Origin of the sequence: Pseudomonas taiwanensis DSM 21245 (assembly GCF_000425785.1) — a bacterium.
GTDB classification, from domain to species: domain Bacteria; phylum Pseudomonadota; class Gammaproteobacteria; order Pseudomonadales; family Pseudomonadaceae; genus Aquipseudomonas; species Aquipseudomonas taiwanensis.
Map to the genome: position 1 here is coordinate 13,548 of NZ_AUEC01000013.1, position 14,215 is coordinate 27,762.

The 14,215-nt window shown below is 55.6% G+C and carries 12 protein-coding genes; 1 reads left to right on the forward strand and 11 read right to left on the reverse strand.

Features of this window, described 5'->3' with window-relative positions:
* Nucleotides 1–2: 2 nt before the first annotated feature.
* From H620_RS0104815 to ihfB, 10 genes are all read right to left on the reverse strand, one after another.
* Complete coding sequence (locus H620_RS0104815; protein ID WP_027906865.1) at nucleotides 3–1,085, reverse strand: DegT/DnrJ/EryC1/StrS family aminotransferase; 1,083 nt, start codon at nucleotides 1,083–1,085, stop codon at nucleotides 3–5.
* Nucleotides 1,086–1,087: 2 nt separating this feature from the next.
* Nucleotides 1,088–1,663, reverse strand: a complete 576-nt coding sequence (gene wbpD, locus H620_RS0104820; protein ID WP_027906866.1) for a UDP-2-acetamido-3-amino-2,3-dideoxy-D-glucuronate N-acetyltransferase — start codon at nucleotides 1,661–1,663, stop codon at nucleotides 1,088–1,090.
* Complete coding sequence (locus H620_RS0104825; RefSeq protein ID WP_027906867.1) at nucleotides 1,660–3,552, reverse strand: acyltransferase family protein; 1,893 nt, start codon at nucleotides 3,550–3,552, stop codon at nucleotides 1,660–1,662. Before H620_RS0104825 ends, wbpD begins: the two co-directional genes overlap by 4 nt.
* A gap of 72 nt (nucleotides 3,553–3,624) precedes the next feature.
* Nucleotides 3,625–4,575 (reverse strand): UDP-N-acetyl-2-amino-2-deoxy-D-glucuronate oxidase, encoded by a 951-nt coding sequence (gene wbpB, locus H620_RS0104830; protein WP_027906868.1) that lies wholly within the window; start codon nucleotides 4,573–4,575, stop codon nucleotides 3,625–3,627.
* A 75-nt stretch (nucleotides 4,576–4,650) separates the two neighbouring features.
* The gene (gene wbpA, locus H620_RS0104835) at nucleotides 4,651–5,961 is read right to left on the reverse strand and encodes a UDP-N-acetyl-D-glucosamine 6-dehydrogenase (protein WP_027906869.1); all 1,311 of its coding nucleotides are present in this window, start codon (nucleotides 5,959–5,961) and stop codon (nucleotides 4,651–4,653) included.
* A 299-nt stretch (nucleotides 5,962–6,260) separates the two neighbouring features.
* Nucleotides 6,261–7,613, reverse strand: a complete 1,353-nt coding sequence (locus tag H620_RS25550; protein WP_049818713.1) for a Wzz/FepE/Etk N-terminal domain-containing protein — start codon at nucleotides 7,611–7,613, stop codon at nucleotides 6,261–6,263.
* Nucleotides 7,614–7,781: 168 nt separating this feature from the next.
* Complete coding sequence (locus tag H620_RS0104845) at nucleotides 7,782–8,831, reverse strand: LPS O-antigen chain length determinant protein WzzB (protein ID WP_027906870.1); 1,050 nt, start codon at nucleotides 8,829–8,831, stop codon at nucleotides 7,782–7,784.
* A gap of 216 nt (nucleotides 8,832–9,047) precedes the next feature.
* Nucleotides 9,048–10,475: an MBL fold metallo-hydrolase RNA specificity domain-containing protein gene (locus H620_RS0104850; protein WP_027906871.1), complete on the reverse strand. Its 1,428-nt coding sequence runs from the start codon at nucleotides 10,473–10,475 to the stop codon at nucleotides 9,048–9,050.
* Between the two features lie 102 nt (nucleotides 10,476–10,577).
* Nucleotides 10,578–10,841, reverse strand: a complete 264-nt coding sequence (locus tag H620_RS0104855) for a lipopolysaccharide assembly protein LapA domain-containing protein (protein ID WP_027906872.1) — start codon at nucleotides 10,839–10,841, stop codon at nucleotides 10,578–10,580.
* 19 nt (nucleotides 10,842–10,860) lie between these two features.
* Nucleotides 10,861–11,157, reverse strand: a complete 297-nt coding sequence (ihfB, locus tag H620_RS0104860; protein ID WP_023379273.1) for an integration host factor subunit beta — start codon at nucleotides 11,155–11,157, stop codon at nucleotides 10,861–10,863.
* Nucleotides 11,158–11,719: 562 nt separating this feature from the next.
* Between ihfB and H620_RS0104865 the strand changes: the two genes are divergently transcribed.
* Nucleotides 11,720–12,175, forward strand: coding sequence for an REP-associated tyrosine transposase (locus H620_RS0104865; RefSeq protein ID WP_023379272.1), 456 nt, complete (start codon nucleotides 11,720–11,722; stop codon nucleotides 12,173–12,175).
* Nucleotides 12,176–12,505: 330 nt separating this feature from the next.
* Here H620_RS0104865 and rpsA read toward each other — a convergent pair whose 3' ends face one another.
* Nucleotides 12,506–14,185, reverse strand: coding sequence for a 30S ribosomal protein S1 (rpsA, locus tag H620_RS0104870; RefSeq protein WP_023379271.1), 1,680 nt, complete (start codon nucleotides 14,183–14,185; stop codon nucleotides 12,506–12,508).
* Between the last annotated feature and the right edge of the window lie 30 nt (nucleotides 14,186–14,215).

Below are 14,215 nucleotides of genomic sequence, written 5' to 3' on the forward strand. Positions count from 1 at the left end.
CGTTAGCTCGTCAATACAGCACAGATAGTATCAATGGCAGCCGAATCCAAATAAGCATGCATTGGCAAACTCATAACCTGAGTGGCAACCCTGTCACCAACCGGCAGCACCGACTGCTCATTCGCTACTGCTGGTTGCTTGTTCAATGGAATGGGATAGTGCACAGCTGTTGGAATACCGGCATCTTTCAGCTTAGCTTGAAGTGCGTCCCGATCATCAACCCTCACTGTGTATTGGGCATATGCACTTACATTACCCTCCTCGATAAAGGGGGTGCTATTAACACCAGCAAGCTTCAAGGCGACATCATACCACCCCGCCACCTTCTGCCGGAGTGTAATTTCCTCTTCAAATATATCAAGTTTTGGCAATAAAATTGCCGCTTGCAGCGTATCAAGGCGACTATTTACACCTACTCGAATGTGATGATAGCGACGATCTTGTCCATGACGAGCGATCTGGCGAAGGGCCGTGGCCAACTCATCATCGTTTGTAAAGATAGCGCCACCATCCCCATAGCAACCCAATGGTTTGCTCGGGAAGAAACTGGTGCAGGAAATAGTAGTGAGGTTGCAAGAGCGCTTACCTTTGTAGGACGCACCAAAGCTCTGTGCCGCGTCTTCAATGACCGGTATTCCGTACTTTGCAGCAATGGCATTGATTGCATCAAAGTCAGCGCACTGACCATACAACGACACGGGAATAATCGCTTTAGTGCGCGGGGTGATTGCCGCTTCCAGCAATTGCGGATCAAGATTATAAGTGCGGGGATCAATATCGACGTAAATCGGCTTGGCACCCAGCAGCGCGACGGTCTCAGCAGTGGCGATATAGGTGAAGCCTGGCGTGATGACTTCGTCCCCCGGGCCGATCCCAAGCGCCATCTGAGCAATCTGCAGGGCATCCGTGCCGTTTGCACAGGTGATGCAATACTTCGCGCCGACAAATGCCGCCAATCGATCCTCCAACTCGGCTACTTCTGGGCCAAGAATGTACTGGCCGTGGCTCAGCACGCGCTGTATACCGGCGTCAATTTTGTCTTTGATTCGCGCTTGCTGGCTTTTCAGGTCAATGAATTCAATCATGGTCAAGCATCCACCTTATTCAGTGTACTTTCGATCAAAATGTAGCGTGCGCCAGTATGTGAGCAAATGGCCTCGCCCTTCTCATCCAGTTGCAGTTGCTCACCAAACTCGCTCATCCACCCGATCTGCCGAGCCGGAACTCCGACCATCAGGGCATAAGCCGGTACGTCCTTGTTGATCACTGCACCGGCCCCCACAAAAGCGTACTCGCCAATTGTCACACCGCAAACGATGGTGCAGTTTGCACCCAGAGTCGCTCCCCGCTTGACCAAGGTATTGCGATACTGATCCTTGCGTTCAATCAGAGAGCGGGGATTGTAGACGTTGGTAAACACCATGCTAGGCCCACAGAACACGCCCTCCTCCAGAGTCACGTTGTCGTAAACCGAGACATTGTTCTGAACCTTGCAGCGATCCCCAATGACGACTTTGTTACCCACGAACACGTTCTGCCCGAGGGAAACACCGGCGCCAATTCGAGCACCGGCGCACACGTGCACAAAGTGCCAGACTCTGGAATCGTTACCAATCTGCGCGCCCTCGTCCACGATTGCGCTTGGGTGCTGATAGTAATTCATGGCTTGAGACTCACACTGGATTGAGGTTGATCGAACGCACGCTGCAACGCTCCTGCCGCGAAATATCCATACCGACGAGCTCCGAGCTCGTTCAGGTGGTGGCTATCTCGGTAGATGAGCTGACCATCCTGATAAGGAGCAGCAGCAAAGAAGCTGCTTGTAGAGAAGTCCAAGTACTGCACACCAGGAATACCCTTTGCGATGGCTTCGACCTGGCGATTGGCTTCAGACCATTCGCGATTAAATGCCAACGGCGCAGCTAGCCCGATTTCGGTGAACCGGCGCACTCTCTGTACATTGGACTCGAACATTGGAATCTGGGCTAGCACGACGATCTGTTTGCCAGCATCGGCAGCACTCTGCAAAAAATCGCGCAAAGCCTCCACAAAAACGGGACTCTGCATCTGATACTGCCACATGCCTGCAACGATCAACTTTTTCATTTGCGGCATTATCTGGGCGACTGCAGTCATCTGCGCACGGCACGGCTTCTGTGCCCAGCCCGGAAGGCGCTGCACATCAAAACCTGGAATCGGGACACAGCTGCTGCCTGTGAGCACCCGGTAAGCGATTCCCTGCTCATTGCCAGCAACATCGAAAAAGTAGTTCAACTGAGCGGCATGGCTGTCGCCAATTACAAGGACCGAGGCAGGTGCATCAGCCGCCCCGCGCTTGCACTCACCCACCTGAATTCCATGGCAAATCGACTCTGACGCGGCATACCGCGTCAGTTCCAACGGTAATGGTGAAACCAGCGATCCATTAATCTGCCGCCCACCCCAAGCGACTAGCAACACTGCACTTCCCGCCAATACCCACCTCGGCACCTGCCGAAGCGTCATGGGAGAGGATCTGACTGGTATCTCTACGTAACGGTACGACAGCCACGCCAACGCTAGCGAACAGCAGGCGAACACCAGTAGACCTGCGCTAGTCAATTCATACTGGCCTGTGTAATAGCGCACGAGCGCCAGCACTGGCCAATGCCAAAGGTAGAGGGAATAGGAAATTCCGCCAATCCAAACCATTAGCGGTGTGGAAAGGAGAGCGCTGACCGGGCCGCGTCGAGCAGCGATAACCAGGCCTGCTCCCAGACAGGGCAGAATCGACCAGAACCCCGGAAACGCTTGCCTTTCGATCATAGTGAACGACAGTGCAAGCAGTATCGCCCCCAAGACACCTAGCGCAGAGGACACCTGTGGATTCAAGCGCCGATTGCACATCACCAGTGCAACGACGGCACCAACCATGAACTCCGGTATACGGGCAATGAGCGAGAAATACAGGAAGTCGTGTTTGTCTTCCAATGTGCGGAATCCACTCCAGGCAAACAAACCAAGGGCCAAAATGGTGAAGACAGGCAACCGCAAGCCCTTAGGCAAGCAAATGACCAGTAATGGGAAGAACAGATAGAACTGCATCTCGATGGCCAACGACCAAGTATGCAGCAGCGGCAACTCATCAGCCTTTGGCGCGAAATAACTGCCGAAGTCAGCAAAATAATGATTACTGAAAAACAGGCTCGCCGACTTGAGGCTATTTCGGAAAAACTCAAAGTCATCGGGTAGGAACAATATCGCCGAAACCATGCAGACGATTGTTAGCATGACAAAGTAAGCGGGCAAAATTCGCTTAATTCGGCTCAAATAGAAAGCGCCAAGTTCAACCTTTATAGCGCGCTCGGTCAATAACGCGGTAATGATGAAACCTGAGATGACGAAGAAGACATCAACACCGACAAAGCCAGCCTTCATCCAACCACTGTTGGTATGGTAAGCCAGCACCGCCAGTACCGCGATCGCACGCAATCCCTGTACATCGAGCCTGATGCCGTGTTGTGCTTCAGTGGCAGGCACTCCACCTAGCCTATTGGAATTATCGTTCGACACGCGAATTTGCGACCCTGCAGAAAACAATAAATAACGGGCGACGGGGAACGCCACCCGTTTTCTTCCCCTCATTCAGCGCGAAAGCGCCTGCACGAACGGGTGACCTTCGTTGTCCGCTGCCACCACGGTGGGGGCGCTACGGATGGTGTTGACCGTTTCCACACAGTGGCGCGCATCCTCGATACCGTAACCACGGCCCGCAAGGATCTCTTCATAGCTGGTGGTGTGCAGATCGGTGAAGCCTTCGGAGAACTCCATTTCCTCACCATTGACGGTGATCGAACGGTAAGTCGGCTTCTTGCCCTTCACCGACTCTGGCAGGTCATTGGCATCAACCGACAGGAACCAGCGTACGCGTGCTTTCTCGTATTCCAGGTAGCCGGCGGCCTTGTGCTCGGAGGTGAAGTGCACAACGTTGCGCTGCAGCTTGCCGAAGATGAAGTGCAGCATGTCGTAGAAGTGCACGCCGATGTTGGTGGCCACGCCAAACGACTTGCGAGGGTCACCCTTCCAGCTTTGCAGGTACCACTTGCCGCGCGACGTGATGTAGGTCAGGTCGACTTCATACTTGTGCGGGTTGTTTTCATGGGCAACCTTGTCCTTCAGGGCAAGGATTGCCTGGTGATGGCGCAGCTGCAGGATGTTGTACAGGCGCTTGCCGGTTTCCTGCTCGACCAAGGCCAGCTCGTCCAGTTGCTGCGGGGTCGGGACCAGCGGTTTTTCGCAAATTACGTCACAGCCCAAGCGCAGGCCTGCGGCAATGTGCGGGTGGTGCAAGTAGTTGGGCGAGCAGATCGCAACGTAGTCCAGGGCGGTAGCCGGGTTGCGCTTCAAGCCATGGGCGTGGTCGAGGAAGAACTCGAACTCGGTGAAGAACTCGCTCTGCGGCGAGATACTGTCGATGATGCCTACCGAGTCATTGATATCGTACGCGGAAACCAAGCGGTTGCCGGTGTCCTTGATGGCGCGCATGTGGCGGGGAGCGATGTAACCCGCAGCACCAATGAGAGCAAAGTTTTTCATGAGGCTTCCTTTGAAAACGAATGGATCCGTCTGGCAACTCGAAGCCCAGACGGATCAATTTGCTGGCGACGCCAATCAGGCCTTGATGATGTGAGCGGTCGGCGTACGGTACTTGCCGCGGCTATCCACGATCAACTTGGCCTTGGATTCGATCAGAGCGTAATCGAACTTGTCGTGGTCGGTGGCAAGCACCACAGCATCGAAGCTAGCCAGGTTCTCGGCGGTGAGTGGCTCGCTGCTCAGCTCGAAATGATGCTCACGCATTTTCGGGAAGACCGGTACGTGCGGGTCGCTGTAGGCAACCACGCCACCTTTTGCCTCGATCAATTCCATGATCTCAACCGACGGCGACTCACGCATGTCATCGACGTTCTTCTTGTAGGCGATGCCCAAGACCAAAACTCGGCTGCCTTTGAGCGCTTTGCCGGTCTCGTTCAGGCCATCCATCAATTTGCCCAGTACGTACTCAGGCATCGCTTGGTTGACTTCACCGGACAATTCGATGAAACGTGTATGCAGGCCGTATTCGCGAGCCTTCCAGGTCAGATAAAAGGGGTCGATCGGGATGCAGTGGCCACCCAGACCTGGGCCTGGGTAGTACGGTGTGAAACCGAACGGTTTGGTCGCTGCGGCATCAACCACTTCGAAGATATCGATGCCCATACGGTCAGCGACGATTTTCATCTCGTTGACCAGACCAATGTTGACTGCGCGGTGGATGTTTTCCAGCAGCTTGGTCATCTCGGCAGCCTTGGTGGAGCTAACTGGAACTACCTGATCAATTGCTTGCTCGTACAGGGCAATACCCACATCGAGGCACTTCGGCGTGTGGCCACCAATGACTTTGGGAATGGTACGGGTCTCGAAATTCGGGTTGCCCGGGTCTTCGCGTTCAGGTGAATAGACCAGGAAAATATTTTCACCCACCACCAAGCCGCCTTCCTGCACTCGAGGCAGCAACTCTTCTTCGGTGGTGCCGGGGTAAGTCGTACTCTCCAGCGAGACCACCTGGCCGGCGCGCAGGTAGGGCTTGAGCGCATCGGTGGTGTTGATCACGAAGCTCATGTCCGGCTCGCGATACTTGTTGAGCGGCGTAGGTACACACAGAATCAGCGCGTCACATTCACTGGCACGCTTGAAATCGACAGTAGCCTCGAAGCCGGACTCACGAGCTTTGGCGATGCTGGCGGCGGGAATGTGCTCGATATAACTCTCGCCAAGATTCAACTTCTTGACCTTGGTGTCATCAATGTCGATACCCAGGACATTGAAACCGATGGCGTTATAACGCAGCATCAGTGGCAGCCCGACATAACCGAGGCCCACGATACCAATCAAGGCCTGCCGGCTTTTGAACTTCTCTACCACCGCATTCATATCTGTCATGCTTTCCAACTCACCTTGAATTTACCTGCCCGTTTCCAGGACTGCATAGCGATTATTGAACCTTCATCGATTCATTCGTCAGTCGAGTGAATCCATTCCACGAAAACTTGCTGTCGCATTAACGAAAAAAGCGCTTGCCCATTTCGCTTGGGGTACTGCCTGGCGGCTGCCAACAATGAAAGGCGCCTTAATCATAGGGGGTTCGCCATTGGCGATCCATCAGAGTTTTCCAGAGTTCTCGGATAGCCGAAATAGCATCAAATTAACATCACGCGCCCTACCTGAAGCTAGGTGCGGACCTAGGCAAGGCGAGCGCCGTTGACAGCCCCCTCCTCCCCTGCTGAAACGCGCTGAACAGAGCCTTCAATCTCTAGAACTCGCATCTGCCGCAGATGATCCTTGAAAGCACCTCGCACTAGCGCAATGAACGCTCCAAGCACCAGACCAGCGATGAGCGCAACAAGAACGATCACGCCTTTTCGCGGCTTCACAGGCTTACTCGATTCCACTGCGCGCTGGTCAATACTCACCAAATGCAGACCGTCCAGCTTGGTGTCGATAGCCTGCAAGCGCGCGCGCTCGACGCGGAGCGCCTCGATACCCTCAAGGAACGCTGCTTCGTTTTCCCTGGCTCTGAGCATCTGCACTTTGCGATTGGTCGACAGCATCACCAGTTCTTTTCGGATCTGGGCAATTCGCGGCTCCACGAAATCATCCGATGTTCGTTTTCGTAAGGTGTTGCGCTCAGCTTCAAGCACGTCAGTTCCCAAGAAGTACAACGGCGTCTGCTGACTGCTGACCTCGGTACGAATGATATTTCCGCCACCCACTGCCCCATCTGCCATCAAAGAAGGCGTGGAAGGCTTTTTTAACCCTAGGCTTCGAGCAATGCTGATGGCCTCTTCAAGCTGCGCCAGACGCGCCTCCCGACGCAACTTCAATTGAACACGTAATGCCTTGAGCTCATCGTTCAGCTCCGCTCGCTTGATTGCATCGGCCTCTTCAAGGCGGGCAATCCGGCCTTCCTTACCTGCTTGATACTCTGAAACTGCCGCGTTCAATTGCATCTCTGTCTCGGCCATGCGGTTGGCCAGAATCAGCTGAAAATCTTTTGATAATTGAACACGCTCTCGCTCGATCGCGAAATCAACGAAATCATTCAGGATACCCGCACCATCAACACCCTTCTCGTAGCGCATCTTCAACCCGACGTAGGCGCTCAGAAGGTCAGCCTTCTTCGGGTCCGGCTGCATCAAGGTGAGGGCACCTCTGTTGAAGTCCTCGAATGCCTGCTCAAGGCTTTCCCCTTCATTTTGGAAAGCATCGATCAAATCGGGCCTGGATCGGAAAAAGTCCAGCCGAGCATTATAGGAATCAAATGTCGCCCCAACCCTTTTCAGGGCTTCAGCGGGTGGCAACGAATAAATGTTTGAGCGGTTCAGAGCGTCCAGCTGATTGATAGCAACCGGACGCAATATGGTGGACGCTTCATAGACGGGTGTAACGAGATAGGCATAACTCACACCGATGAGAGCCCCCAACAGCGCCATGCCAATGACGAGCACTCGCCGGCGCCAAACACTGTGAACAAGCTTGAAAAGATCGATTTCGCTAGGGGCTGCAGTGGAGTGGACTCGGGTGACACTGTTCACATTCTTTGCCTGTGTTCAAACGGTGGTTTCACCTAGACAGGCAGATCTGATCAGCGCGTCGTGCTCGCTCTTACAGCTTTCCATGTCATCGGCAACGAATATGGCATTGTTACACCTAACGCAATAGACGACAACGGCCTGCGATCCTTTCTGGCTGGATAAGTTCCCTCAGACTTGCCCGGTCCGTCGGAGCCAAAGGTCACGACCAATAGCCACCAAAACACCAAGCCCCAGCCCCATCAACGTAGAAAGCAGCATGATAACGGCTTTTCGAGGCTTAATAGGCTTATCCGGCTGCTCGACCCCCCCATCCTGTTGATACATGGCAACCGACGAAGGGTCGATTTTCAGACTGCGAAGAAAATTCAGCCGTTCTTGCTTTTCGCGCAACCCTTCGATGAATGGATCATTCGAGGATCGGGCTTCAAGGTTAGCGATTTCCGCCTCCAGTGCCTTGGCCCCGCGCATATAGGTGAGCGAGCCGCCCATGCCAGCAGAAACTTCACTGGATAGCGTCCCTGAAATGATCGGAGGCTTCTCCAACCCTATGGATTTGGCGATTCGCAAAGCCTCTTTCAATTGGGCGATTCGATCGACTCGTTCTTTGCCAGCGCTAGCCTGATCTGCCTGGATCCGCCGTTCCAGATTATCTGCCATGATTGAAATGTCACTCTGAGTTCCCTTGAGCATCTCAGCTTTCGCTCGCTGTGATGCCATTTCGGCGTACCTTGAAACCCAGGTAGCTGCACCACGCGGATCTTCGAGATTTGCCGTGATCACGTAGCGATTGGGCATGTCCTTCGCAGCTTGAGCCACCTTAAGCATGCTATTGAACCGACTGTACAAGGCATCCCGCGAGCCAGCGCGCTCCTCCTCCGTCAGCATCGGCAAGAATTCAGTGCGGAAAAATTTGTTCCTCACTGCTTCGGACTGCAAGGCCTTGAGATAAACATCGTAGGCGTCCTTGGCGCTGAGCGGGGGAAGCCCTGTATCGCCACCGCGGCCGTAATTAAGCTGCGCGATCTCATTCTGAGAAGGCGGCTGGACATAGAGCTTCGCCTCATAAACAGGCGAAACCAGCATCACATAGCCCAACCCCAACGCGATCACCGGCAACGCAATCAACACTACCCAAAGCTTCTGGCGCCAAACCCCCTGAACAACCTCAACCAGATCAATCTCGTCACTACCACTCAGGCGCTCACGTTCATTGCGCATTTATTCTATTTTTCCTTGGGTCCGTCTGATTGCATTCGTCTCTCGAAGCCGCCCCTCAGCCCGCAAACCGCCACGGCGACCTCTCAGAGCAAGCGTAGCGGCATTTTGCCAACATGCTCACCACGCTCTTCACCTTAAACATCAATCAATAATAGAGGGACCTCACCCGCAGAAGTTCCTCAGCAGCCGACGGACACCACGCTACCCGCCCAATGGTCATCGCGCAATTGTGACGCACACCTCTTTTTCCAGCTTTGCGAACTGCTCCCGCAAAACCCCAGCAAGCACCTGCTTGGCCTGCTGCTCCCCATGCACCAATACCACCCGCCGCGCTGAGCACCCCGATGCGAACGCCACTAGACCCGCCTGATCGGCATGCCCCGAATAGCCACTCAACGTAATGACTTTGGCGCGGATGTCGTACATATCTCCATCCAGATCAATCTGGACAAACCCCTCTGCCCCTTCACTGGCCTGAATCACCGCCCCGGGCGTGCCTTTGGCCTGGTACCCCACGAACATCACCTCATGCCGCGGATCACCGAGCATGGCCTTGAGGTAGTTGACGATCCGCCCGCCAGAGCACATGCCGTTGCCGGCAATGACTATCGCAGGGCGGCCGGTGCTCTTGAGGTAGTTGACCACCTGCTGGTGCCGGGCATGGGTATCGACACTGATCAACTGGTTGAACCCCAATGGATCACGCCCCTCGCCCAAGCGCGCGCGGGCGTCGGCATTCCAGTACTCATGCAACTGCCGATAGGCTTTGGTGATGCGCTGCGCCAAGGGCGAGTCGAGGATGATCGGCAGCTGCGACCAGTCGAGCGGGTCGTGCCCCTCACGCTTGTGCGGGCCAGACAGCAATGCCTTGCGGTGCAGAATATCTTCGATTTCGTACAGCAGCTCTTGCGTACGACCAAGGCTGAATGCCGGGATCAGAATCGTGCCGTTGTCCGCCAGGGCGCGGTCGATGGCAGCCTCCAGCTGCTGCAGTCGATCACTGCGCCCGGGATGCAGGCGGTCGCCATAGGTGCTTTCCAGTATCAGCATGTCCGCACGCTCGGGCGGCTCGACTGGGCGTAGCAGCGGGTTACATGGCGCACCCAGGTCACCGGAGAAGACCACACGGGTGTTGATCCCTTGCCTTTCGATGTCGCATTCGACATAAGCAGACCCCAGCAGATGCCCAGCGCGCTGCAGGCGAATGCGGCAACTGAGGTCCGGTTGATCGACGATTACGTGCCACTGCCCGAAGGGCACCGGGACGATCAAGCGTTCAAGAAACTCCAGGTAACGCGCGACATGGGCAGGCTGGCTGCTGATGCTCAACTTGTAGGCGTCTTCCAGCACCAGTGGCAGCAACTTGGCCGAAGGCTCGCTGCACAGGATGGGGCCGCGAAAACCTGCGGCGAGCAAGGCAGGAATGCGACCTACGTGATCGAGATGAACGTGGGTGATGACCAGGGCCTGAATACCCTGGATGTCGAAGGCGAGTGCCGCCGCCTCAGCACCAGGTGATGCATCGGCGCCCTGCTCCAGGCCGCAATCGACCAAAAGGCTGGTCGTCGCGTCGAGATGCAGCTGATGACAGGAACCGGTTACGCCTCGGGTACCACCGTGGTGAGAAAGAACGGGGAATTCCATGCTGCTTCACACTCGCCTGAATCAAAAATGAAGTGGCGTATTACTTCATGTCGTGAGGCGCGTTGACAGAGGGTGGTGGCGGATTTGGGGTCGGAAAAATCCTCAATTACCGTTCAAGGCGGCTTGCCGGGCCGATGCGCGAATCTTGCGCTTGCTGCGCATCACGCCGTAAGCGCCGAGCAACGGGCCGATCGCCAGGCCGACCACCAAGGCTGCCAGCACCAGCACCGCAACCGGCATCGCGGGTGCCGACCACCCGAACAGCACGAGGGAGACGGTCTGCTGGTTCTCCAGCACGAAGAACAGCACCACAGCCGCCAACAGCAGCACGAACAACGCCGCCACGGCGCGCTTGAGGTTACGCATCAGACTGCTCCTTGATCATTCAGGTGTGTGCGTGGTCTTCTTCATTGACCCGATCACGCAGCTCCTTGCCCGGTTTGAAATGCGGAACGAACTTGCCTTCGAGCTCCACCGACTGACCGGTCTTGGGATTACGACCTACCCGGGGGGCGCGATAGTGCAAGGAAAAACTGCCAAAACCACGGATCTCGATGCGATCGCCAGTGGCCAGGCATTGGGACATCTGTTCAAGCATGGTCTTGATTGCCAGCTCGACGTCCTTGGACGAGAGCAGCCCTTGATGGGTGACAATACGTTCGATCAGCTCCGACTTCGTCATATTTTTCCCTTCGTTATCAAGCAGCTAGATCATTGCTTAATCAGTTTGTAGCACGCTGGGAGGGATTTGAACAGGGTGGTTCTTGACTTAATAAAAAAATTCAAGAATGGGCGTGGGAGGGAATGTGCTTTGGGGTGGCGCAGAGGCGTATGGCGAAAGGGGTGTAGTGGTTTTGAGATCGAGCGCCGCCCGCGCGGCGCATCGCGAGCAAGGCTCGCTCCTACGTTTGTTACGGGCCAGTTATGCCAGTGAGAAATGCGCGCGACCGCCCTCGCCCTGGTGCTCGACGCGATATCCAGCCGTACGAACAAGGCGGTCGCGCGCGTGTGCCACAGGCATTATTGGCCAAAAACAAACGTAGGAGCGAGCCTTGCTCGCGATGCGCCGCGCGGGCGGCGCTCGATTTACGCCCCACCACAAAATTCAAACATTGCGACCACGGCACTCACGCCCCCCCTGCACCCAGTACCAGTATTTAACATACTGAGAATCTTTAACCATTCCGGGGTTAAATGCGCTTGGCTACGCTCAACGGGCACAAAATCGTTCAAGGAAGAAACCAGTGCCCAAACCTCATGGCTGCATGCTTCGCCGAGCAAGACACTCTGAGCCAGGCAGGCTCTATATGCTGACCACCGTCACGCATCAACGTCACCCGCTGTTCTTCAACTTCCGTTTTGCGCGCCTGGTCATTCACAACCTTCGCCATGTCGAACATAAGCAATATTGTCGATCGCTAGCCTGGGTCGTGATGCCTGACCATGTGCATTGGTTGCTTGAGTTAAGGGATGTGACGCTTAGCGCACTGATGCAACGCTTCAAATCCCGAACCAGTCACGCATTGCGCAAGGCAGGGTTAAAGGCCACGCCGGTCTGGCAAGCGGGATATCACGACCGAGCCCTGCGTCGTGATGACGATGTCTTGAAGATAGCCAGGTATATCGTCGCCAATCCGATCAGGGCTGGATTGGTTGCCAGGGTCGGCGATTATCCACATTGGGATGCGGTGTGGTTATGAGTGCATGGCTGCCGGGATGCAGCGCCTGGTAGATCGAGCGCCGCCCGCGCGGCGCATCGCGAGCAAGGCTCGCTCCTACGTTTGTTTACGGCCAGTAACGCCTGTGAAAGGCGCGCGCGACCGCCTTGTTTGTCCGACTCGATATCGTGCCGTGCGCCAAAGCGGTCGCGCGCGTATGCCACAGGCATAATTGGCCGAAAACAAACGTGGGAGCGAGCCTTGCTCGCGATGCGCCGCGCGGGCGGCGCTGGATCTACGCCACACCACAAAACTCAAGCGAAAAAAAAGGGCGACCCGAAGGCCACCCCTTTTTTACCGATCAAACAGAACTTAGTTCTGCTTGGCCATAGCTTCGCGCAGCAGCGCAGCCATGGTGGTGTCGGCAGCAGCTTCCGGAGCGGTGTTTTTCAGGCTCTGGATAGCTTCGCGCTCTTCAGCGTCGTCCTTCGACTTGATGGACAGGCTGATGACGCGGGACTTGCGGTCAACGCTGATGATCTTGGCTTCGATCTCTTCGCCTTCCTTCAGAACGTTACGCGCGTCTTCAACGCGGTCACGGCTGATTTCGGAAGCCTTCAGAGTAGCTTCGATGTCGTCGGCCAGGGTGACGATGGCGCCTTTGGCGTCAACTTCTTTCACGATGCCCTTGACGATAGCGCCCTTGTCGTTGACAGCAACGAAGTTGGAGAACGGATCGTCTTCCAGCTGCTTGATGCCCAGGGAGATGCGCTCACGCTCTGGGTCAACCGACAGGATGACGGTTTCCAGCTCGTCGCCCTTCTTGAAACGACGCACGGCTTCTTCGCCAGTTTCGTTCCAGGAGATGTCGGACAGGTGAACCAGACCGTCGATGCCGCCTTCCAGACCGATGAAGATACCGAAGTCAGTGATCGACTTGATGGTACCGGTGATCTTGTCACCCTTGTTGAACTGGCCGGAGAAATCTTCCCATGGGTTCGATTTGCACTGCTTGATGCCCAGGGAGATACGACGACGCTCTTCGTCGATGTCCAGAACCATGACTTCCACTTCGTCGCCAACCTGAACGACTTTCGACGGGTGGATGTTCTTGTTGGTCCAGTCCATTTCGGAAACGTGTACCAGACCTTCAACGCCTTCTTCCAGCTCAGCGAAGCAGCCGTAGTCGGTCAGGTTGGTAACGCGAGCAGTTACGCGAGTACCTTCTGGGTAACGAGCGGTGATAGCTACCCACGGATCTTCGCCCATTTGCTTCAGACCCAGCGAAACGCGGTTGCGCTCACGGTCGAACTTCAGGACGCGAACGTCGACTTCGTCACCAACGTTGACGATTTCCGACGGGTGCTTGATACGCTTCCAAGCCATGTCGGTGATGTGCAGCAGGCCGTCGATACCGCCCAGGTCCACGAAGGCGCCGTAGTCGGTGAGGTTCTTGACGATACCCTTGACCTGTTGGCCTTCCTGCAGGGTCTCCAGCAGGGCTTCGCGCTCGGCGCTGTTCTCGGCTTCCAGGACGCTGCGACGCGAAACAACAACGTTGTTGCGCTTCTGGTCCAGTTTGATGACCTTGAATTCCAGCTCTTTGCCTTCCAGGTGGGTGGTGTCGCGCACAGGGCGGACATCAACCAGGGAGCCCGGCAGGAACGCACGGATGCCGTTAACGTCGACAGTGAAGCCGCCCTTAACCTTACCGTTGATAACGCCCTTGACCACTTCTTCGGCGGCGAAAGCTGCTTCCAGAACAATCCAGCACTCGGCGCGCTTGGCTTTTTCACGGGACAGCTTGGTTTCGCCAAAGCCGTCTTCGACCGCGTCCAGCGCAACGTGAACTTCGTCACCGACCTTGATGGTCAGCTCGCCAGCTTCGTTGTAGAACTGCTCGAGCGGGATGACGCCCTCGGACTTCAGACCAGCGTGTACGGTAACCCAGTCGCCGTCGATGTCGACAACGATACCGGAGATGATGGCACCCGGCTGAAGATTGAGGGTTTTCAGGCTTTCTTCAAAGAGTTCTGCAAAGCTTTCGCTCATTTTAATTCCTGTAGATTCGGGCGAAACATA

Coding starts and splice junctions, on each gene's coding strand:
- H620_RS0104815 (WP_027906865.1), bottom strand. CDS start 1,085: ATGATTGAATTCATTGACCTGAAAAGCCAGCAAGCGCGAATCAAAGAC.
- wbpD (WP_027906866.1), bottom strand. CDS start 1,663: ATGAATTACTATCAGCACCCAAGCGCAATCGTGGACGAGGGCGCGCAG.
- wbpB (WP_027906868.1), bottom strand. CDS start 4,575: ATGAAAAACTTTGCTCTCATTGGTGCTGCGGGTTACATCGCTCCCCGC.
- wbpA (WP_027906869.1), bottom strand. CDS start 5,961: ATGACAGATATGAATGCGGTGGTAGAGAAGTTCAAAAGCCGGCAGGCC.
- H620_RS0104845 (WP_027906870.1), bottom strand. CDS start 8,831: ATGCGCAATGAACGTGAGCGCCTGAGTGGTAGTGACGAGATTGATCTG.
- H620_RS0104850 (WP_027906871.1), bottom strand. CDS start 10,475: ATGGAATTCCCCGTTCTTTCTCACCACGGTGGTACCCGAGGCGTAACC.
- H620_RS0104855 (WP_027906872.1), bottom strand. CDS start 10,841: ATGCGTAACCTCAAGCGCGCCGTGGCGGCGTTGTTCGTGCTGCTGTTG.
- ihfB (WP_023379273.1), bottom strand. CDS start 11,157: ATGACGAAGTCGGAGCTGATCGAACGTATTGTCACCCATCAAGGGCTG.
- rpsA (WP_023379271.1), bottom strand. CDS start 14,185: ATGAGCGAAAGCTTTGCAGAACTCTTTGAAGAAAGCCTGAAAACCCTC.